Annotated in this window: 19 protein-coding genes; 2 read left to right on the top strand and 17 right to left on the bottom strand. The window is 72.9% G+C overall.

Going from position 1 to position 20,004, the window contains the following annotated elements:
• Positions 1–49: 49 nt before the first annotated feature.
• From IR170_RS18975 to IR170_RS18925, 11 genes are all read right to left on the bottom strand, one after another.
• Positions 50–847 (bottom strand): (Fe-S)-binding protein, encoded by a 798-nt coding sequence (locus IR170_RS18975; RefSeq protein ID WP_193666474.1) that lies wholly within the window; start codon positions 845–847, stop codon positions 50–52.
• Positions 848–1,020: 173 nt separating this feature from the next.
• Entirely contained in the window at positions 1,021–1,215 is a 195-nt protein-coding gene (locus tag IR170_RS18970; RefSeq protein WP_193666445.1) for a helix-turn-helix domain-containing protein, read from the bottom strand.
• A gap of 4 nt (positions 1,216–1,219) precedes the next feature.
• Positions 1,220–2,740 carry a rhamnulokinase gene (locus tag IR170_RS18965; RefSeq protein ID WP_319805175.1) on the bottom strand — a complete coding sequence of 507 codons (1,521 nt, stop codon included), beginning with the start codon at positions 2,738–2,740 and terminating at the stop codon, positions 1,220–1,222.
• Entirely contained in the window at positions 2,737–4,773 is a 2,037-nt protein-coding gene (locus IR170_RS18960; protein ID WP_193666444.1) for a bifunctional aldolase/short-chain dehydrogenase, read from the bottom strand. Before IR170_RS18960 ends, IR170_RS18965 begins: the two co-directional genes overlap by 4 nt.
• A 62-nt stretch (positions 4,774–4,835) precedes the next feature.
• Positions 4,836–6,014, bottom strand: coding sequence for an L-rhamnose isomerase (gene rhaI, locus IR170_RS18955; RefSeq protein WP_193666443.1), 1,179 nt, complete (start codon positions 6,012–6,014; stop codon positions 4,836–4,838).
• 83 nt (positions 6,015–6,097) lie between these two features.
• Positions 6,098–6,454, bottom strand: coding sequence for an L-rhamnose mutarotase (locus IR170_RS18950; RefSeq protein WP_056903181.1), 357 nt, complete (start codon positions 6,452–6,454; stop codon positions 6,098–6,100).
• Positions 6,455–6,457: 3 nt separating this feature from the next.
• Positions 6,458–7,927: an L-fucose/L-arabinose isomerase family protein gene (locus IR170_RS18945; RefSeq protein ID WP_193666442.1), complete on the bottom strand. Its 1,470-nt coding sequence runs from the start codon at positions 7,925–7,927 to the stop codon at positions 6,458–6,460.
• A 139-nt stretch (positions 7,928–8,066) separates the two neighbouring features.
• Positions 8,067–9,128, bottom strand: a complete 1,062-nt coding sequence (rhaS, locus tag IR170_RS18940; protein ID WP_193666441.1) for a rhamnose ABC transporter substrate-binding protein — start codon at positions 9,126–9,128, stop codon at positions 8,067–8,069.
• Between the two features lie 35 nt (positions 9,129–9,163).
• The gene (locus tag IR170_RS18935) at positions 9,164–10,228 is read right to left on the bottom strand and encodes an ABC transporter permease (RefSeq protein ID WP_193666440.1); all 1,065 of its coding nucleotides are present in this window, start codon (positions 10,226–10,228) and stop codon (positions 9,164–9,166) included.
• Entirely contained in the window at positions 10,221–11,174 is a 954-nt protein-coding gene (locus IR170_RS18930; RefSeq protein ID WP_227489598.1) for an ABC transporter permease, read from the bottom strand. The genes IR170_RS18935 and IR170_RS18930 overlap by 8 nt, the downstream gene beginning before the upstream one ends.
• Positions 11,175–11,299: 125 nt before the next feature.
• Complete coding sequence (locus tag IR170_RS18925) at positions 11,300–12,820, bottom strand: sugar ABC transporter ATP-binding protein (protein WP_193666438.1); 1,521 nt, start codon at positions 12,818–12,820, stop codon at positions 11,300–11,302.
• 223 nt (positions 12,821–13,043) lie between these two features.
• On the opposite strand from IR170_RS18925, the gene IR170_RS18920 reads away from it, so the two are divergent.
• A complete protein-coding gene (locus IR170_RS18920) occupies positions 13,044–14,066 on the top strand; it encodes a LacI family DNA-binding transcriptional regulator (protein WP_193666437.1) in 1,023 nt (340 codons plus the stop codon).
• A gap of 358 nt (positions 14,067–14,424) precedes the next feature.
• On the opposite strand, the gene IR170_RS18915 is transcribed toward IR170_RS18920, so the two are convergent.
• Both IR170_RS18915 and IR170_RS18910 read right to left on the bottom strand, forming a co-directional pair.
• Positions 14,425–14,859 (bottom strand): nucleoside deaminase, encoded by a 435-nt coding sequence (locus IR170_RS18915; RefSeq protein WP_193666472.1) that lies wholly within the window; start codon positions 14,857–14,859, stop codon positions 14,425–14,427.
• A 195-nt stretch (positions 14,860–15,054) separates the two neighbouring features.
• Entirely contained in the window at positions 15,055–15,540 is a 486-nt protein-coding gene (locus tag IR170_RS18910) for a tRNA adenosine deaminase-associated protein (protein ID WP_056863124.1), read from the bottom strand.
• Positions 15,541–15,745: 205 nt separating this feature from the next.
• On the opposite strand from IR170_RS18910, the gene upp reads away from it, so the two are divergent.
• Entirely contained in the window at positions 15,746–16,387 is a 642-nt protein-coding gene (gene upp, locus IR170_RS18905) for a uracil phosphoribosyltransferase (RefSeq protein ID WP_056903174.1), read from the top strand.
• Between the two features lie 212 nt (positions 16,388–16,599).
• Here the strand turns inward: upp and IR170_RS18900 are convergent, their stop codons facing one another.
• From IR170_RS18900 to IR170_RS18885, 4 genes are all read right to left on the bottom strand, one after another.
• A complete protein-coding gene (locus tag IR170_RS18900; RefSeq protein WP_193666436.1) occupies positions 16,600–17,031 on the bottom strand; it encodes an organic hydroperoxide resistance protein in 432 nt (143 codons plus the stop codon).
• Between the two features lie 71 nt (positions 17,032–17,102).
• A complete protein-coding gene (locus IR170_RS18895; RefSeq protein WP_193666435.1) occupies positions 17,103–18,506 on the bottom strand; it encodes an NAD(P)(+) transhydrogenase (Re/Si-specific) subunit beta in 1,404 nt (467 codons plus the stop codon).
• The gene (locus tag IR170_RS18890) at positions 18,503–18,838 is read right to left on the bottom strand and encodes an NAD(P) transhydrogenase subunit alpha (RefSeq protein WP_319805174.1); all 336 of its coding nucleotides are present in this window, start codon (positions 18,836–18,838) and stop codon (positions 18,503–18,505) included. The genes IR170_RS18895 and IR170_RS18890 overlap by 4 nt, the downstream gene beginning before the upstream one ends.
• Positions 18,835–19,992: an NAD(P) transhydrogenase subunit alpha gene (locus tag IR170_RS18885; RefSeq protein WP_193666434.1), complete on the bottom strand. Its 1,158-nt coding sequence runs from the start codon at positions 19,990–19,992 to the stop codon at positions 18,835–18,837. Before IR170_RS18885 ends, IR170_RS18890 begins: the two co-directional genes overlap by 4 nt.
• Positions 19,993–20,004 lie beyond the last annotated feature (12 nt).

The raw sequence follows: 20,004 nt of genomic DNA, 5'->3' as shown, positions 1-20,004 counted from the left end.
GCCTCGCGCGCGGCACTCGGGAAGGGCGGCATGCCCACGAACGTGCGGCTCATGCGACATCTCCACTCGGGCCAGAGGTCGGGGTCGGGGCCTGGACCGGGGTGGCCTCGGCAGGAGCGGCCAGCACGGCACCCTCCTCGGTGGAGGCCAGCACCTCGGCCAGGTGCATCACCCGCACCCCTGAGCGCTCCCGCGAGAGCAGGCCGCCGACGTGCATCAGGCACGAGTTGTCACCGGCCACCATCACCTCCGCGCCGGTCTCGCGCACGTGGCGGGCCTTGTCGGAGCCCATCGCCACCGAGGTGTCGGCGTTCTTGACCGCGAAGGTGCCCCCGAAGCCGCAGCACTCCTCCGCGCCCGGCAGGTCGACCAGGCGGATCCCGCGCACCGCCTCCAGCAGCCGGCGCGGGCGGTCACACACGCCCAGCATCCGCAGCGAGTGGCAGGTCGGGTGGTAGGTCACGCGGTGCGGGAAGTAGGCCCCCACGTCGGTCACCCCGAGCACGTCGACCAGGAACTCCGAGAGCTCGTGGACCTTCGGCGAGGTCGCCTCCACCGCCCGCTCCAGCGCCCGGTCGCCGCTGCGCCGCGCCACGATGCCGTGCTGGTGACGCGCCGAGCCCGCGCATGAGCCCGACGGCGTCACGATCGCGTCGTAGCCCGCGAAGGCGTCCACGAACGTCCGCACCACCGGCACCGCCTCGTCCAGGTACCCGGTGTTGACCATCGGCTGCGCGCAGCACGTCTGCGCCGCCGGGAAGTCGACGTCGACCCCCAGGCGCCGCAGCAGCCGCACCACCGCCTGCCCCGTCTCGGGGAACATCGCGTCGTTGACGCAGGTCACCATCAGCGCGACGCGCACGGTGTCTCCTTCGGGTCGGTGCTGCGGGGGTGCCGGCCGGGCCGGCGAGGGCGGGCCCCGGCACGACCGTACGGCGTCGGGCGCCGTGCTGTGCCGAGGGTCACGTGCTTGAAACGATTCATACCACACCGCCGCGGCTTCGACGAGGCCCATCGGGCTCAGATCAGCCGCCGGCGCACCGCGGCGAGGACCGCCTCGATCGTGGAGTCGACCCCGAGGTCGTCGGCGGCGGTGCGCAGCCGACGACGCACCGTCCGCTCCGAGACGTCGAGGCGCCGCGCGACCGCGGTCACGGTGAGCCCCCGGGACACGAGGGCCAGGACGGCGAGCTCCTCGGGGCCGGTGTCGGCCACCGGCTCAGCGGGCCGCGTCGAGACGCGCCTCGGCGGCGTCCCAGTCGTGGCCCCCGCGGGGCTCGTGGCGGCGCAGCCCGTGGGTGGCGCGCACGAGCGCGCGCATCGCCGCCAGGTCGGGCACGTCGGCGCCCAGGGTGCGGGCCTGCACCAGCACGTTGCCGAGGGCGGCCGCCTCGGCCGGCCCGGCGAGCACGGGCAGCCCGCAGGCGTCGGCGGTGAGCTGACAGAGCAGCGCGTTCTGCGACCCGCCGCCCACGACGTGCACGACCTCGAGGCGGCGCCCGGCCAGGTCGGCGGCGGTGCGCAGGTGGCGGCGGTAGGCCAGGGCGAGCGAGTCGAGCACGCAGCGCACGAGCGCCATCCGGTGCTCGGGCACCGGCTCTCCCGCCCGCGCGGCCAGCGCCACGACCCGGTCGGGCATCGGGTCGAGCGCGGTGCTCGGCGCGAGCAGTGCGGGGTCGTTGATGTCGACCACGGTGCGCAGCGCGGGGGCCTCCCCCGCCCCGGCCAGCAGGGTCGGCAGGTCGGTGCCGGCGAGGCCCTGCTCGGTCCAGGACCGCACGCACTCGGAGAGCACCCACAGGCCCATGACGTTCTTCAGGAACCGCACGGTGCCGTCGACGCCGCCCTCGTTGGTGAAGTCGGCGACCCGCGCCGCCTCGCTCAGCACGGGCTTCTCCAGCTCGAGCCCGACCAGCGACCAGGTGCCCGAGGAGATGTAGCCGAACTCCTCCTCACCGGCCGGCACCCCGACCACCGCGGAGGCGGTGTCGTGGGAGCCGACGGCGATGACCGGCACGTCCTGGGCGAGGTCGAGCCCGGCGGCCACGTCGGGGCTGACCCAGCCGATGCGGTCGCCGGCGTCGCGCAGCGGCGGCAGGATCGCCCACGGCACGCCGACACGGCGCGCCAGGTCGGTGGACCACTCGCGGGCGCTCACGTCGTAGAGCTGGGTGGTGGAGGCGTTGGTGCGCTCGGCACCGACCTCCCCGGTGAGCCAGTAGGCCAGCAGGTCGGGCAGCAGCAGCAGGGTCTCGGCCGACTCCAGCGCTGCGGTGCCGCGGGCGGCGACGAGCTGGTAGATCGTGTTGAAGGGCAGCTGCTGGAGCCCGGTGACGGCGTAGAGCTCCTCGGCGGGCACGGTGCGCAGCACCTCGGCGGCCACGCCGTCGGTGCGGCGGTCGCGGTGGCTGTGCACGTTGCCCAGCAGCGCGCCGTCGCGGTCGAGCAGGCCGTAGTCGACGGCCCAGGAGTCGATCCCGATGCCGTGCAGCGGGCCCGAGCGGGCCACCGCGCGCAGCCCGGCGAGCACCTCGCGGTGGAGGCCCACGACGTCCCAGTACAGCGAGCCGCGCACGGGCACCGCGCCGTTGGCGAAGCGGTGCACCTCGGTCAGCGCGAGGTGGTCCGGCGCGACGGTGGCGGCCATGACCCGGCCGCTGGTGGCGCCGAGGTCGACGGCGGCGACCCGCAGCGGCGCGCCGGGGGCGGCCACCGGGGTCGCCGGGGTGCCCGGGCTCACCGCAGGAACGCCGCGGCCACGCCCGCGTCGACCGGCACGTGCAGGCCGGTCGTGTGGGTCATGTCGGGCCCGCAGAGCACGAAGACGGCGTTGGCGATGTTCTCCGGCAGCACCTCGCGCTTGAGGATCGTGCGCTGGGCGTAGAACTTGCCGAGGTCCTTCTCCTCCACGCCGTAGACCGCGGCGCGGTTGGCGCCCCAGCCGCTGGCGAAGATGCCCGAGCCTTGCACGACGCCGTCGGGGTTGACGCCGTTGACCTTGATGCCGTGGGCGCCGAGCTCGGCGGCCAGCAGCCGCACCTGGTGGGCCTGGTCGGCCTTGGTCGCGGAGTAGGCGATGTTGTTGGGGCCGGCGAAGACGGAGTTCTTGGAGGAGATGTAGACGATGTCGCCGCCCATCTCCTGCTCGACCATCACCTTGGCGGTCGCCTTCGAGACCAGGAAGGACCCCTTGGCCATCACGTTGTGCTGCAGGTCCCAGTCGGCGGCGGTGGTGTCCATGAGCGACTTCGACAGCGAGAGCCCGGCGTTGTTGACGACGAGGTCGACACCGCCGAAGGCGAGCACGGCAGCGTCGACCATGGCCTGCACGGCGTCCTCGTCGGAGACGTCGGCGGCCACGCCGACGGCGACGTCGGAGCCGCCGATCTCGGCTGCGGCGGCCTGCGCCTTCTCCAGGCTCAGGTCGGCGATGACGACGCAGGCGCCCTCGGCGGCGAGCTTCTTCGCGGTGGCCTTGCCGATGCCGCCGGCGGCGCCGGTGACCAGGGCGACGCGGGTGGCCAGCGGCTTGGGCTTCGGCATCCGCTGGAGCTTGGCCTCCTCCAGCGCCCAGTACTCGATGCGGAACTTCTCCGCCTCGTCGATCGGGGCGTAGGTCGACAGGCCCTCGGCGCCGCGCATCACGTTGATGGCGTTGACGTAGAACTCCCCGGCCACGCGGGCGGTCTGCTTGTCCTTGCCGAAGCTGAACATGCCGACGCCGGGCACGAGCACGATGAGCGGGTCGGCGCCGCGGATGGCGGGCGACTCCGGGGTGGCGTGACGGTCGTAGTAGGCCTGGTAGTCCTCGCGGTAGGCCACCGCGAGCTCCTTGAGCCGCGCCACGCAGTCCTCGACGGGCGCGTCGGAGGGCAGGTCGAGCACGAGCGGCTTGACCTTGGTGCGCAGGAAGTGGTCGGGGCAGGAGGTGCCCAGCGCGCCGAGGCGGGGGTGCTCGGAGGAGGCGAGGAAGTCGAGGACCTCGCCGGTGTCGGTGAAGTGGCCCACCATGGGCCGGTCCTGCGAGGCGATCCCGCGGATGGTGGCGCCGAGGGCGGCGGCCTTGGCGCGGCGCTCGGCCTGCGGCAGCGGGGCGTAGCCGGCCAGCGGCGGGCCGAAGGGCTCGGGCCGGCTGTGCTCGGCGATGTAGGCCGCGGCCGTGTCGATGATCCACAGCGAGGCCCGCTCGGCCTCGTCGCTGGTCTCGCCCCACGCGGTGATGCCGTGGCCGCCGAGGATGCAGCCGACGGCCTGGGGGTTCTTCTCCTTGATCTCGGCGATGTCGAGGCCGAGCTGGAAGCCGGGGCGGCGCCACGGCACCCACACCACCTTGTCGCCGAAGATCGTCGAGGTGAGCTCCTGGCCGTCGGCGGCGGTGGCGACGGCGATGCCGGAGTCGGGGTGGAGGTGGTCGACGTGCGGGGCGTCGACGAGACCGTGCATGGCGGTGTCGATCGACGGCGCGGCCCCGCCCTTGCCGTGCAGGCAGTAGTCGAAGGCCGCGACCATCTCGTCCTCGCGCTCGAGGCCGGGGTAGACGTCGACCAGCGCGCGCATCCGGTCGAGGCGGAGCACGGCCAGGCCCTGCTCGGTGAGGGTGCCGAGGTCGCCGCCGGAGCCCTTGACCCAGACCAGCTCGACGGGCTGGCCGGTGACGGGGTCGGTCTCGGTGCCCTTGGCGGAGGTGTTGCCGCCGGCGTAGTTGGTGTTCTTGGGGTCGGAGCCCAGGCGGTTGGAGCGGGCGATCAGGTCGGCTGCCGCGGGGTGGGTCATGGTGGTGTCAGTCCTCGGTGGGTTCGACGTGGGGTACGACGGAAGGGCGGGTCGGGTGCGGGTCAGGTCCAGGACAGCTGGGCGCCGCCGACGCGGGCGGCCTCGATCTGCTGCTGGTGGCCGGAGGCGGCGTAGGCCTTCATCGGGTGCGCGGGCAGGCCGCGCTCCTCGCGCCAAGCGGCGAGGTCGGGGCGCACGTCGGTGCTGTAGGCGTCCATGAAGACCTCGTGGGCGCCGAGCACGTCGCCGGCCTCCTGGGCCGCCGTGAGCGCGGCGCGGTCGACGAGCAGGGCGCGGGCCGTCATCTCCTGGACGTTGAGCACCGAGCGGATCTGGCCGGGGATCTTGTCCTCGACGTTGTGGCACTGGTCGAGCATGAAGGCGACGTTGCTGCGGCCGTCGGCGTTGGCCGGGCCGTAGCCGCCGCCGCGGATGACCTCGAAGAGGATGCGGAAGAGCTGGAAGGGGTCGGCCGAGCCGACGATGAGGTCGTCGTCGGCGTAGAAGCGGCTGTTGAAGTCGAAGGATCCGAGCTTGCCCAGCCGCAGCAGCTGCATGACGATGAACTCGATGTTGGTGCCCGGCGCGTGGTGGCCGGTGTCGAGGCAGACCACGGCCCGCTCGCCCAGGGCACTGACCTGGGCGTAGGAGGTGCCCCAGTCGGGCACGTCGGTGTGGTAGAACGCCGGCTCGAAGAACTTGTACTCCAGCACCAGCCGCTGCTCCTCGCCGATGCGGTCGTAGATCGCGGCGAGCGACTCCGCGAGGCGGTCCTGGCGCCCGCGCAGGTCGGCCTGGCCGGGGTAGTTGCTGCCCTCGGCGAGCCAGATCTTGAGGTCGCGCGAGCCGGTGGCGTGCATGACGTCGATGCACTCGAAGTGGTGGTCGATCGCCTTCTGGCGGATCTTGGCGTCGGTGTGGGTCAGGGCGCCGAACTTGTAGTCGTCGTCCTGGAAGGTGTTGGAGTTGATGGTCCCCAGGGCCACGCCCTGCTCCTCGGCGTGGGCGCGCAGCGCGGCCCAGTCGTCGGTGAGGTCCCAGGGGATGTGCAGGGCCACCGAGGGCGCGAGGCCGGTGAAGCGGTGCACGGTCGCGGCGTCGGCGACCTTCTCCTGGATCGAGCGCGGGGCGCCCGGCGTGCCGAAGACCTTGAAGCGGGTGCCGGAGTTGCCGAAGGCCCAGGACGGGAGCTCGATGGCCTGGCCGTCGAGCTGGTGCGCGATGTCGTCGAACGTGGTCATGAGGAGCTCCTGTTGCCTCGCGTCTCCGCGAAATTGAATCGATTCATGATGGGGGTGGGGGTCGCCGCCGACCCTCCGGGCGGTCAGTCCTGGGAGGACCCCGCCAGGCGGGCGAGCTGCGACTCGAGGTGGAAGACCTGCTCGAGACGGACGAAACCGGTGTCGGGGCGGTCGTCGCCGAGGTCGAAGAACTCCGCCATCTCCTGCTGCCACCGGGCATTGACGGCGGTGGCCGCCATCGCGGCCTGCGCGGCCTCCAGGTCGTCGACCTCGACGTAGCCGATGAGCAGGCCGTCACCGCGCAGGAAGAGGGAGTAGTTGCGCCAGCCGCTCTCGCGCAGCGCCTGGAGCATGTCCGGCCAGACGTCGGCGTGCCTGGCGGTGTAGTCGGCGATCCGGTCCGGCCGGACCTGGAGCTGGAAGCAGACCCGTTGCGTCACGGCTCAGGCCATGCTCACGTGGCGGTGCTCGAGCCCAAGCAGACTCGCGGCGGCGCCGAGGTCGGCGGCGCGGTGACCGACGCACAGGGCCCAGTGGTGACCGATGCCGGTCTGGCTCCAGGCGTCGACCCACTCGCCGGGGTCGCCGCCGAAGGCGACGCGCGAGGTGGTGTTGCCGATGGCGAGCAGCGGACCGGGGACGACGGTCCCCTCCGAGGTGATGAAGACGAAGGATCCGTCAGGGTCCTGGCCGATCCCGAAGGTCGTGACCGGCCCCTGCCGCACGTCGAACTCGACGCTGACCCCCCAGCCGCGCTTGCCGTGGTAGACGCCGAGCCCACGCAGGAGCGGATCCTGCGCGCTCACCGCCAGGTGGGCCGGTCCGTCGTGGCCCATCTCCACGACGTCGTCGTGGAAGTTCAGGGCCTGGATCTCGGTGAAGGACCCGCCGGCACCGATCGCCTGGGCCGCGACCTGGGCGATGGACGTGCGCAGCTCGTACTCGCCGGCCATGGGGATGCCTCGAGCGGTGAGGATGGAGGAGCCGAGGATCATGCCTGCGCCGAGACGCTCGTGCTGCTCCCCCTGGAGCCCGCGGTGGTAGTAGGCCACGGAGTCGAGGTCGAAGTCGGTGACCAGCCGGTCGAGGCCCACCGAGACCTTCGCTCCCCAGGTGAAGTCGTCGTCGTCGACGGAGTCGTCGATGGTGAAGAGCTCACGGGCCAGGTCCTTGCGCTCGGCGACCTCGACGTCGGTGACCTCCGCCACCCGCACCCGCAGGTCGTCGAACTCCAGGACCTCGACGTGCGATCCCAGCTGGCTCGAGACCAGCGTCATGTCGGTCGAGACGTCCAGCATGCCCGGGTAGAGGTGCCCCATGAGGCCGTGGCGGGCGTGGCGCAGCCGTCCTCGGACCGCTGCCGCGTGCACCCACTGGTCGATCCGCTTCCAGGCGCTCTCCTGACGCAGGTGGCCCGAGACCGAGCGGAAAGGGATCCCGGCCCGGCGGAAGACGTTGCCCACCTCCGGCACGGGGCACTGGCCGCAGTAGGCGAGCCACTCGCCGGTGCCGAACGACGCGTGGTCCATCGCCTCGGTCGGCTGCAGGTCGATCACCAGTACCGGCGCCGTGGCGCGCTGGGCGATCGGCAGGACCATCGAGGCGGTGAGGTAGGTGGTGAGGAACACCACGACGAGGTCGCAGTCGGCCTGGCGCAGCTTCTCGGCCGCGACCACCGCCTCCTGCGGGTCGGAGATGAAGCCGACGTCGACGACGTCGGCGTCCAGGCCCTGGAAGCGCTGCGTGACGTAGGCCGTCGACTCCTGCAACTGCGGCAGCAGCCCGGGGAACTGGGGCCAGTAGGCCGCGAGACCGCCGGCGACGAGTCCGATCCGGGTGCGCCGCCGCGTGAAGGGCGTGAGCACGGACGGGAGGGTCAGGGGCTGGGCGGTCGGCTGGTCGGTCGTCGTCATGGTGTTCCTCACCGAGGGGCGTGGGCGGTGACCCGGGCCGCCTGCTGTGGCGGCCCGGGTCTCTCGTGCTGGTTCGTGCTGGGTCGTGCTGGGTCGTGCTGGTCGTGCCGGGTGCTGCGTGCGCTGGTGGCGCGGCGACTCAGAAGTCGTAGTCGTCGATGTTGTCGGCGTTGAACTTCGTGGGCGGGCCCACGATGACGATGCCGTCGGCCCCGACCTCGCGCTCGCCCAGGTCACCGGCCTCGAAGGTGTCGCCCTCGGCGCCGGTGATGTCGCCGTCGGCCAGCGCCTTGCCGGCGAATGCCGCCACGTATCCCAGCTGTGCCGGGTCCCAGAGAGCGAACTCGGTCACGGTCCCGTCCTTGACGAACTCCCGCATCTCGTTGGGGAGTCCGAGCCCGGTCAGAGCGACCTTCCCCTTGTACTCCGAGGTCGAGAGGTACTTGGCGGCGGCGGCGATGCCGACCGTGGTGGGCGAGATGATGCCCTTCAGGTCCGGGTAGGACTGCAGCAGGCCCTGTGCCTCCTTGAAGGACTTGTCGGCGTCGTCGTCGCCGTAGACCTTGGTGACGATGTTGATGCCCGAGTAGTCGGGGTTGGAGTCGATCTCCTCCTCCATGAACTTGATCCACTCGTTCTGGTTGGTGGCGGTGGCGGTGGCGGACAGGATCGCGACGTCGCCGGAGCCGCCGATCTGCTCGGAGATCATCTCCAGCTGCACCAGCGCGACGTCCTTGGCCTCGACCTGGCTCACGAACAGGTCGCGGTAGTCGGGGTTGGTGTCGGAGTCGAAGGCGACGATCTTCGCCCCGGCGTCACGCGCGGCCTGCAGCGAGGGCCCGACGGCGTCGGGGTCGTTGGCGGCGATGACGATGACCGAGGCCTGCTCCTGCGTGGCCTGCTCGATGAACGGCACCTGGGCGCTCGCGCTGGCCTCGAGCGGGCCGAGCACGGAGGCCGACATGCCGGTCTCCGCAGCTCCGTCCTCCCCACCGCCGAGCACGACGTCGGTGTAGGGGTTGTTGAGCTGCTTGGGGAGGAAGACGATGCTGCCGGCATCGCTGCCGCCGTCACCGCCGTCGCTGGACTCCCCGCCCACGGAGCCGCACGCGGCCAGGGCAGTGCTCAGGGCGATCGCGGCCACCGCGGCGCCCACGGCTCGTCCACTGCGGCGACCCGACGCCTGGGAGAACATCTTCATGGTTGTTCCTTTCGACTTGCGACGCGTGGGCGTCGTCACCCGGCGGCTGGTGCCGCAGGGGAGCTGGTGGTGAGGCGGGACAGACGGCGCTTCTCCCGCGCCCATCCGAGTGCGCTGGGCGTGACCACCGAGAGCACGAGGAGCACTCCGGTCACGATGGGCAGGGTCGTCTCGTCGACGCGGGCCAGCCGCAGCGCGTAGGTGACCGTGCCGATGAGGAGGACGCCGGTCACGACTCCGAAGACCGTGCCGCGGCCGCCGAAGATGGACACCCCTCCGAGGAGCACGGCGGCGATGACCGAGAGCTCCAGGCCCGTGGCGTTGTCGGGGCCGGCGCTGGCGAAGCGCAGCGTCCAGTAGACGCCCACCAGACCGGAGACCGCACCGGACACCACGAAGAGCCAGAACTTCGCGGCCCCCACACGGACCCCCACGAAGCGGGCGGCCTCGGGGCTGAAGCCGAGGGCGTACAGCGTGCGTCCGAACGACGTCTGGTGCAGGACAACGGCGAAGACGGCCACGACGACCGCCACCCCGAGCATCACGACCGGGATGCCGGTGTCGCCGATGCGCTGGGTCGCGAGGCGGGTGAGGTCGGCGGGGAAGTCCGAGACCTTCTGGTCGCCGATCACCACCAGGGCCAGACCCCTGAACAGCGCCAGGGTGCCGATGGTGACCGCCAGCGAGGAGACCCCGAGGCCTGTGATGAGCAGTCCGTTGAACGCACCGCAGAGGGCGCCGACGAGGAGGCAGCAGACGATGATGGTCCAGATCCCCAGGTCGGTGTCGCGCCACAGGACCCCCATCACCGCACTGGTGAGGCCCGCGGTGCTGGCCACCGAGAGGTCGATCTCACCGGTGACGATGATCAGCGTCATGGGCATCGCCAGCAGCAGGACGGGCACGATCCCCACGAGCAGGAAGCCCAGCGTCACGGTCGTGGCGAAGTTGACGATCACCGCCGAGGCGGCGATGACGACCCCGACCAGGACGAGGAACAGCATCGTGTCGGGCCGGCGCGCAGCGCGGCGCAGGGCCGAGGGGCGGGTCGGAGCGCCCTGGGGCAGGGGGCTCTGGCGGCGGGTGGCGGTATCAGTCATCACGGGCCTCACTGACGCGGAGCTTGTTGGCGCGGCGGATGGCGGTGACGCGATCGACGACGACCGCCGCGAGGATCAGCACGCCGACGATGGCCTGCTGCCAGAACTTGTCGACCCGAGTGGCCGTGAGCGAGCTGGTGATCGTGCTGAGCAGCACCGCCCCCAGACCGGCTCCGACCACGGTCCCGACGCCGCCGGAGATGGCGACCCCGCCGACCACCGCGGCGGCGACGACGTCGAGCTCGAGTCCGCTGCCGGTGAGTGCCCCCACGGAGTTGTACCGCGAGGCGTAGAGGACGCCGGCGAGCCCGGTCAGGGCTCCGCAGGCTGTGAAGGCGAGCAGCACCCGGGCCTGCACACGGATGCCGAAGAGCTTGGCCGCGTCGGGATCGGACCCGATCGCATACAGGTCGCGGCCCGGCCTGCGGAACGCCAGGTACACCGCCACGACGGCGAGGACGGCCAGAGCGATCAGGGTGATGATCGGCAGACCCAGCACGGTCTCGACCGACAGTCGGCCGAAGCTCGCGGGGTTGTCGCCGGAGAAGTACTGCTTGCTGCCGGCCCAGGTCGACAGGATGCCGCGGAAGGCGTACATCGTGCCGAGCGTGATGACGAGCGCCGGCACCTTGGCCACGGTCACGAGGGCGCCGTTGACGGCTCCGAGCAACCCGCCGAGCAGCATGCCCACGACGAAGATCACGGCGACCGGAGCCTGCGGCGCCGCCTCGAAGAACGCGCCCACCGAGAAGGCGACCATGCCGAGGATGGCTCCGACCGACAGGTCGACGTTGCGGGTGATGAGGACGACCGCCTGGGCCGTCGCCAGGATCACCAGGATGGTCGCGTTGAGCATCAGGTCCTTGACGCTCTGCGCCGACAGGAACTGGTCGTTGATGAGCCAGGTGACGACGATGAGGGTCACGAGGGCCACCGCGACGGGCATCTCCCGCGCCTTAAGGACCGGGGCTGCGCGCGACCCGGACCGTCGTCGCGCACGACGCGCGGAGCCGCCGGGCTGCGGCCGGTCCGACGTCGGTCCCGGGTTGGGCGGGGTGGTGGTGGTGGACATCAGGCGACGGTCTCCTCGGTGGAGGCGGTGGCGGCGTGCATGACGCGCTCGGGGGTGGCCTCGGCGCGGGAGAGCTCGGCGGTGATCCGCCCCTCGTGCATCACCAGCACGCGGTCGGCCATGCCGAGCACCTCCGGCAGCTCGGAGGAGATCATCACGATGGCCACCCCCCGGCCGGCGAGGTCGGAGAGGAGCCGGTGCACCTCGGATTTGGTGCCGATGTCGATGCCGCGGGTGGGCTCGTCGACGATCAGCAGGGTCGGGTCGGTGGCGAGCCATTTGGCCAGCACGACCTTCTGCTGGTTGCCGCCCGACATGGTCGCCGCCGCGTGCTGCGGCGACCCGGTCTTGACCTGGAGCCTGCGCGACCAGTCGTCAGCGGCGCGGGCCTCGGCCCGGTTGTTGATCAGGCCGAACCGCGAGACCTGTGAGCGCAGGGTGAGGGTGAGGTTGCGGGCCACGGACAGCTCCATGACCAGACCCTGCTTGCGACGGTCCTCGGGCACGAAGGCCATGCCCGCCGCGATGGCGGCCTGTGGGGACCGCGGGGCCACGTCGGCACCGTTCATCCGCACGCTGCCGCTGTCGTAGGCGTCGACCCCGAACACTGCCCTCGCCACCTCGCTGCGACCCGCGCCGACGAGGCCGGCCAGGGCGACGATCTCGCCGGAGCGCACCTGGAAGGAGATGTCGTGGAAGACGCCACCGCGCTCCAGCCCCTCGACCTCCAAGACGGCCTCGCCGATCGGGGCGACCTCCTTGGGGAAGAGCGCCTCGATGCTGCGGCCGACCATCTCCTTGACGATCTGGTCCACCGTCACCTCGTCGGTGCGGTGGGTCGAGACGTAGGCGCCGTCGCGCATGACGGTCAGGGTGTCGCAGAGGTCGAAGACCTCCTCGAACCGGTGGGAGATGAACACGATCCCGGCTCCACGGTCGCGCAGGCTCCGTGCGACACCGAAGAGCCGTTCGACCTCGACACCGGACAGAGCCGCGGTCGGCTCGTCCATCACGAGGAGGCGAGCATCGAGCGAGATGGCCTTCGCGATCTCGATGATCTGCTGATCGGCGATGGACAGGCCCTCGGCCAGCCGGTCGGGGTCGATCGGGACGCCGAGGCGGGCGAAGAGCTCTCGTGCCTCCTCGCGCATCCGACGCCGGTCGATCAGGCCGAGGCGGCTGAGCGGCTGGCGTCCGACGAAGATGTTCTCGGCCACGGTCAGGTCGGGGAAGAGCGTCGGCTCCTGGTAGATCACGGCCACGCCGGCGGCCTTCGAGTCGGCCGTCGACGTGAAGTCGACCTCCTCGCCGTCGAGTCGGAAGACCCCGCTGTCGCGTCGGTAGAGCCCGGCGATGATCTTCACCATCGTGGACTTGCCTGCGCCGTTCTCCCCGATCAGGGCGTGGATCGACCCTGATTCCACGACCAGGCTCCCCGAGCGCAACGCCGCCACGGCCCCGAAGGACTTGGCCACGTCGCGCAGCACCAGGGTGGCATCGGCAGGTGCCGCTGCGGCCATGGTTTCCTCACTTCCGTCGTCCGGACCATCTGTTTTGAAAGGTTTCAATCCGGTGTCCAGACCGTAGGTGACTGCTGTCACAGCCGTCAAGCGCTCTCCCGTAATTCGGGGAGAAAAGTCCGGTCAGCGGACACGGACACAGGATCGTCGGCGCACTAGGCTGCCCTAGATCGTTTCAAGCAGCGGGTCCAGACCACCCGCAGGAGCAGGCAGGGGTGATGGTGTGAGCGACGCTGCGCGCAGCGCCTCGGTCAAGGACGTCGCCGCGGCGGCCGGGGTCTCCCTCGGCACGGTCAGCAACGTGCTCAACCGCCCCGACCGGGTCAGCCCCGCCACCCGCGCCCGCGTGCAGGACGCCATGCGCGAGCTCGGCTTCGTGCGCAACGAGTCGGCGCGCCAGCTGCGCGCGGGCACCAGCCGGACGCTGGCCTACGTCATGCTCGACGCCGGCAACCCCTTCTTCACCGACGTGGCCCAGGGCATCGAGGTCGCCGCCGAGGACGTCGACCTCACCGTGGTGCTCTGCAACAGCGCCAACCGCGCCGACCGCGAGGCCGCCCACCTCACGCTGCTGGAGCAGCAGCGGGTGCAGGGCGTGCTGGTCACCCCCGTCGACCCCCACTCCGCCACGCTCGACGACCTCGTGCGCCGCGGGACCCCCGTGGTCATCGTCGACCGCACCCGCCCCGACGCCTCGCTGTGCTCGGTCTCCGTCGACGACGAGCTCGGCGGCCGCATCGCCGTCGAGCACCTGCTCGACCTCGGCCACGAGCGGATCGCCTTCATCGGCGGGCCCGCCACCCTCGGCCAGGTGCGCGAGCGGCTCGCCGGCGCGCGGCGCGCCTGGGCCGAGGCCGGCCGCCCCGAGGACGACCTGCTCGTCGTCACCACCGCCGCCCTCGACGTGCGCGAGGGCCGCGAGGCCGGCCAGCGCCTCGCCGGGCTCCCCGCCCGCCGTCGCCCCACCGCCGCCTTCTGCGCCAACGACCTGCTCGCCCTCGGCCTGCTGCAGCAGGCCATCGGCTCGGGCACCCGGGTGCCCGAGCAGCTCGCCATCGTCGGCTACGACGACATCGAGTTCGCCGCCGCCGCCGCCGTGCCCCTCACCTCCGTGCGTCAGCCCCGCCAGGAGCTCGGTCGCACCGCCGCCGCCCTGGTCCTCGCCGAGGCCACCGACCAGGCCCACACCCACCGCCAGGTGCTCTTCACCCCCGAGCTGGTCGCCCGGGCGTCGACGACGGGGTAGGGGGGTCGGGCCGTCTGCGGGTTTCGCCAGCCGGCTGGCGAAACCCGCACTGGTCGGCCCGTGCGTGGGCCGACAGGTGCGGGGGTGGGCCGACCGGTGTGACGGGCGGGGCGGGAGGGACGGCGCCGAGTCCGGAGCCGGGCGCAGTGGTCGCCACGGCGTCGGGACGAGTACGCCGCGGCGCGGGTTTCACCGGCCGGCTGGCGAAACCCGCACCGGTCGGCCCGTGCGTGGGCCGACAGGTGCGGGGGTGGGCCGACCGGTGTGACGGGCGGGGCGGGAGGGACAGGCCGGAGGCGCGCGGGTGAGGCGCCGCGGTCGGGCGCGGGTGTCAGGCGCGGGAGCCGGGCGCGGGAGGTCAGGCGCGGTGGGCGCGGAAGAAGTCCTCGAGCAGGGCGGCGGAGTCGGGGGCGAGCACGCCGGCGACGACCTCGGGGCGGTGGTTGAGCCGGCGGTCGCGCACGACGTCCCAGAGGCTGCCGACGGCGCCGGCCTTGTCGTCCCAGGCTCCGAGCACGACGCGGTCGACCCGGCTGAGCACGGCGGCGCCGGCGCACATCGTGCACGGCTCGAGGGTGACCACGAGGGTGCAGCCGTCGAGGCGCCACTCCCCGCGGGCGCGGGCGGCCGCGCGCAGCGCGACCACCTCGGCGTGGCCGGTCGGGTCGGCCTCGGCCTCGCGCACGTTGCGGCCCCGCCCTAGGACGGCGCCGTCACCGTCGACGACCACCGCGCCGATCGGCACGTCGCCGGTGCCCAGCGCTGCCCGGGCCTCGGCCAGGGCCTCGCGCATGGCGGGCTCCCACGCGGTGCGGGCGGCCGGCGAGGAGGTCATGGCGGCATCATGCCGGGTCGTCCGACCGCGCGCGGCCGAGTGGGCGCGGGGCGGCGCGGGGCAGGCCGCGTGTCCGGGGCGGCGCGGGCGGCGGCGGGCCGAGTGGGCGGCGGCGGGGCCGAGTGGGCGCGGGGCGGCGTACGCCGGGGTGGGTCAGACGTCGACCATGCCGACGACGTCGTCGAAGAGCTCGCCGAAGCCGAGGCGGCGGGCGACGTCGGAGAGGATCTCGTCGGGGTAGAGGTCGACGTCGTCGAGCAGCACCCCCAGGTCGAGCTCGTGCATGCCGAGGTCGGCGAGCAGGCCGAGGTCGCCGGCGGGCACCTGCTCGTCGTCGTCGCCGAGGTCGGGCAGGCCGAGGTGCTCCAGCGCGGAGTCGGCGAGGTCCCAGTCGTCGGCGGCGGTGACGTCGGAGAGCAGCAGGCGCACCGACGTGCCGGCGACCCGGAGCAGCAGGAACCAGTCCTCGTCGACGGCCACCATGCCGATCGCGCCGCCCTCGCCGGGCAGGCGGCGCAGCGCCTCGGCCAGGGTCTCGACGTCGTCGAGGTGGTGGTGGGTGATCTCCTGGACGCTCCAGCGGCCCTGCTCGCGGTAGGCCGCCACCGCGAAGTCGACCGCGTCGATCTGCTCGCTCACGGTGCTCTCCCGTCCGCTGCGTCCGTGGCCCCGGTCGGCGCCCGGGTGGTGCCCGAGGGATGACCGGGTGGTGACTGGCGTGGTGCGGGTCGCCGGAGGTGGCCCGACCCCAGCGTGACAGACCGGGGTGGCCGGGGCCACCCCTGCGTGACGGGCTTGACCGACGGCTGAGCCGGCGCCGTCGGCGTGCCCTAGGGTTTCGCGCATGCGCACCCACGTCGTGGACCACCCGCTCGTCACCCACAAGCTCACCACGCTGCGCGACGAGCGCACCGACTCCCCGACCTTCCGCGCCCTGGCCGACGAGCTGGTGACGCTGCTGGCCTACGAGGCCACCCGCGACGTGCGCGTCGCGACCGTCGAGATCCGCACGCCCGTCTCGGCCGCCACCGGGGTCCGCCTGGCCTCCCCCAAGCCGCTCGTGGTGCCGATCCTGCGCGCCGGTCTCGGCATGCTCGACGGCATGATGCGGCTGCTGCCGACGGCCGAGGTCGGATTCCTGGGCATGGTGCGCAACGAGGAGACCCTCGAGGCCTCCACCTACGCCGAGCGCCTGCCCGAGGACCTCTCGGGGCGCCAGTGCTACGTGCTCGACCCGATGCTGGCCACCGGCGGCACGCTCGCCGCGGCCATCCGCTTCCTCACCGACCGCGGCGCCGACCACATCACCGCGATCTGCCTGCTGGCCGCCCCCGAGGGCTGCGCGCGCCTGGAGCAGGAGCTCGAGGACATCGGCGTGCCGGTCACCGTCGTCACCGCGGCGATGGACGAGCGCCTCGACGAGAACGGCTACATCGTGCCCGGGCTCGGCGACGCCGGCGACCGGCTGTACGGCGTGGCCCACTGACCCGGGCGCCCAGGACGGCGCACGCCTGACCGCGCCACCCGGCACCGCCCGTCAGCCGGCACCCCCCGTCAGCCGGCACCCCCCGCCACCCGGCACCCCCCGCCACCCGGCACCACCGGCCACCACCGGGAGACGGCACGAGCCGCCACCCCGGAGGGCAGCGGCTCGTGCGAGGTCCCGCGAGGCGGCGGGAGTGGGTCCGGTCCTGAGGGTCAGGCGCCCTTGCCGACCACGGTGACGGGCACGTTGCCGCGGGTGGCCTTGGAGTAGGGGCACACCTGGTGGGCGGCCTCGACGAGCTCCTGGGCCTTGGCGTCGTCGACGCCGGGGATGGTCACCTCGATGTCGGCGGTGATGGCGTAGGAGTCGCCCTCGGGGCCGAAGCCGACGGCGATCTCGAGCTGCGAGCCCGAGGCGTCGACGCCGTGGGCCTTGGCGACCATGGTCAGCGCGCCCTGGAAGCAGGCGCCGTAGCCGACGGCGAAGAGCTGCTCGGGGTTGGTGCCGGTGCCGGGCCCACCGACCTCCTTGGGGGCGGTGAGGCTGAGGTCGAGGACGCCGTCCTCCGAGGTCGCGCGACCCTGGCGGCCGCCGGTGACGGAGGCGCGGGCGGTGTAGACGATCTTCTCCGGTGTGTTGGTCATGCCCGCTCCAACAGGTCGCCCCCGCGGTCTCTTCCCCGACCGCGCACCACGTCTCGCGATGTGGGAGTCGCTCAGAGCGCCTTGAGGGCCGCGAGCAGCCTGGTCAGGGAGTCCTTGGCGTCGCCGAAGAGCAGCGTGGTGGTCGGCTCGTGGAGCAGGTCGTTCTCGATGCCGGCGAAGCCGGGGCGCATCGAGCGCTTGAGGAAGACGACCTGGCGGGCCTGGTCGACGTCGAGGATCGGCATGCCGTAGATCGGCGCCGACGGGGTGGTGCGGGCGGCGGGGTTGACCACGTCGTTGGCGCCGACGACGAGCACGACGTCGGTCTCGCGGAAGTCGGCGTTGATGTCGTCCATCTCGACCAGCTGCTCGTAGGGCACCTGGGCCTCGGCGAGCAGCACGTTCATGTGGCCCGGCATGCGCCCCGCGACGGGGTGGATGGCGTAGTCGACGCGGGTGCCGCGCGCGCCGAGCACGTCGACGAGCTCGCGCAGGGTGTGCTGGGCCTGGGCGACGGCGAGGCCGTAGCCGGGCACGACGATGACGCGCTCGGCGTAGGCCAGCAGGATCGCGACGTCGGCGGGCCCGGCGCTGCGCACGGGCCGGTCGGAGGCCTCGCCCGCGCCGAGGGTGGAGCCGCCGCGCAGGGCGCCGAAGAGCACGTGGGCGGTGGAGCGGCCCATCGCCCGGGCCATGAGCAGGGTGAGGAAGGTGCCGGAGGCCCCGACGAGGGTTCCGGCCACCAGCAGGGTGGTGTTGGCCAGCACGTAGCCGCCGGCGGCGACGCTCAGGCCGGTGAAGGCGTTGAGCAGCGAGATCACGATCGGTACGTCGGCCCCGCCGACCGGCAGCACCAGCAGCACGCCGAGCGCGAGCCCGAGCACGCCCAGGCCGATCCCGAGGCCGACCGAGGGGTCGCGCACGCACAGCACGGCGAGCACCACGGCGGCGACCAGCCCGACCGCGAAGACCACCGGGAGGCCGGGGAAGAGCACGGGGCGGGAGGTCATCAGCTCCTGGAGCTTGGCGAAGGTGACCACGGAGCCGGCCAGCGAGACCGAGCCGACCACGACGGTGAAGACGGTGGCGGCGACGTCGAACCACCCCGTCGACCCGGGGGCGGTGGCCGCCAGGGCGGCCTGGTGGTCGAGCTCCAGGAGCGCCACGAGCGCGGCCGCGCCGCCGCCGACGCCGTTGAAGAGGGCCACCATCTGCGGCATCTGGGTCATCTGCACCCGCCGGGCCCCGACCACGCCCACCACGGAGCCGAGCGCGACCGCGGCCAGGATGAGCGGCACGTGGTCGAGGCCGCCGGGCACCCCGGAGTCGACGAAGGGCACCGCCACGGCCACCACGGCAGCCGCGGCGCCGACCAGGTTGCCGGCGCGCGCCGTACGCGGCCCCGAGAGGCCCTTGAGGGCGAGGATGAAGCCGACCGCGCAGAGCAGGTAGACCAGCTCGGCCGCGGTGCTCACGCCCGGCCCCCGCGCCGGGGGGCGTCCGGCGCCTGCGACCCGGGACCGGGACGGCGGCGCACGAACATCTGCAGCATGCGGTCGGTGACCACGAAGCCGCCGACCATGTTGACGGTGGCGAGCACCACCGCGACCAGGCCCACGACGAGTCCCAGGGTGCTCTCAGAGGTGCCGGTGACGAGCACCGCGCCCAGCAGGATGACGCCGTGGATGGCGTTGGCGCCGGACATCAGCGGGGTGTGGAGGGTCGAGGAGACCTTGCCGACGACCTCGATGCCGACGAAGACGCTGAGCACGAAGACGGTCAGCCACACGATCGGGTCGTCGGTCACGGTGCTCCTCCGGAGGACGGGCCCTCGAGCAGGGCGCGGGTGGGACCGTGGCGCACCACGCCGTCGTGGGTGACGCAGGCCGCGTCGAGCACCTCGTCGGCGAGGTCGGGGGCGAGGGTCGCGGGCGCATCGGCGGTGGCCGGGCGGGTCATCAGGGCCACCAGGTTGACGACGTTCTGGGCGTAGAGGCGCGAGGCCGGCTGGGGCATCTGGGCCGGCACGTTGCGCCCGCCCCAGACCTGGGCGGCGCCGACGCGCACCAGCTCGCCGGGCACCGAGCCCTCGACGTTGCCGCCGGAGTCGGCGGCGAGGTCGACGACCACGGAGCCGGGCGCCATGGCCTCGACCATCGCGCGGGTCACCAGCAGCGGGGCGGTGCGGCCGGGCACGGCGGCGGTCGTGATGAGCGCGTCGGCGGCGGCGACGTGGGGCGCCAGGAGCTCGCGCTGCAGCCGCGCCCGCTCCTCGTCCATCTCGCGTGCGTAGCCGCCGCTGCCCTCCAGCGGCGGGAGGTCGAGGTCGATGGCGCGGGCGCCCATCGAGGCGATCTCCTCCGCGGAGGAGGGTCGCACGTCGTAGGCCCGCACGACCGCGCCGAGCCGCTTGGCGGTGGCGATGGCCTGCAGGCCGGCCACGCCCGCGCCGAGCACGACGACCTGGGCGGGCTCGACCGTGCCGGCGGCGGTCATGTTCAGCGGCAGGAAGCGCCGCAGCAGCCCGGCGGCGACGACGGCGCAGCGGTAGCCCGCGACCAGCGACTGCGAGCTCAGGGCGTCCATCGACTGGGCCCGTGAGATCCGCGGCACCAGCTCCATCGCGAAGCTGCTGATCCGCAGGTCGCGCAGGTCGGCGACCAGGTCGAGCTCCTGGGCCGCGGGCAGGAACGACACCGTGGTCGAGCCGCTGGCCAGGCGTCGCGCGGTGGCGCGCTCCAGCGGCTGCACCGAGACCACCACGTCGGCGTCCTCCACGGCGCGGTCCTCGACCGTGGCACCGGCGGCCTCGTAGTCGGCGTCCTCGGCCAGCGCGCCCAGACCCGCGCCCGGCTCGACCACCACGTCGTAGCCCAGCGCGGTGAGCGCGCCCACGAGCTCGGGCACCAGCGCGACCCGGGTCTCCCCGGGTCGGGTCTCGCGGGCCACGGCGATCCTCACCCGGGCAACGTA

The organism is Nocardioides kribbensis (assembly GCF_015070375.1).
Lineage (GTDB): Bacteria > Actinomycetota > Actinomycetes > Propionibacteriales > Nocardioidaceae > Nocardioides > Nocardioides kribbensis.
This window is presented reverse-complemented; position numbering and strand designations above follow the sequence as displayed.

Bases quoted from the DNA above. Each gene is read 5' to 3' on its own strand.
- IR170_RS18975 (WP_193666474.1), bottom strand. From the start codon at position 847: ATGGTGACCTGCGTCAACGACGCGATGTTCCCCGAGACGGGGCAGGCG.
- IR170_RS18960 (WP_193666444.1), bottom strand. From the start codon at position 4,773: ATGACCCACCCCGCGGCAGCCGACCTGATCGCCCGCTCCAACCGCCTG.
- rhaI (WP_193666443.1), bottom strand. From the start codon at position 6,014: ATGACCACGTTCGACGACATCGCGCACCAGCTCGACGGCCAGGCCATC.
- IR170_RS18945 (WP_193666442.1), bottom strand. From the start codon at position 7,927: ATGACGACGACCGACCAGCCGACCGCCCAGCCCCTGACCCTCCCGTCC.
- rhaS (WP_193666441.1), bottom strand. From the start codon at position 9,128: ATGAAGATGTTCTCCCAGGCGTCGGGTCGCCGCAGTGGACGAGCCGTG.
- IR170_RS18935 (WP_193666440.1), bottom strand. From the start codon at position 10,228: ATGACTGATACCGCCACCCGCCGCCAGAGCCCCCTGCCCCAGGGCGCT.
- IR170_RS18930 (WP_227489598.1), bottom strand. From the start codon at position 11,174: ATGCCCGTCGCGGTGGCCCTCGTGACCCTCATCGTCGTCACCTGGCTC.
- IR170_RS18925 (WP_193666438.1), bottom strand. From the start codon at position 12,820: ATGGCCGCAGCGGCACCTGCCGATGCCACCCTGGTGCTGCGCGACGTG.
- IR170_RS18915 (WP_193666472.1), bottom strand. From the start codon at position 14,859: ATGCGCGAGGCCCTGGCCGAGGCCCGGGCAGCGCTGGGCACCGGCGAC.
- upp (WP_056903174.1), top strand. From the start codon at position 15,746: ATGCGCACCCACGTCGTGGACCACCCGCTCGTCACCCACAAGCTCACC.
- IR170_RS18900 (WP_193666436.1), bottom strand. From the start codon at position 17,031: ATGACCAACACACCGGAGAAGATCGTCTACACCGCCCGCGCCTCCGTC.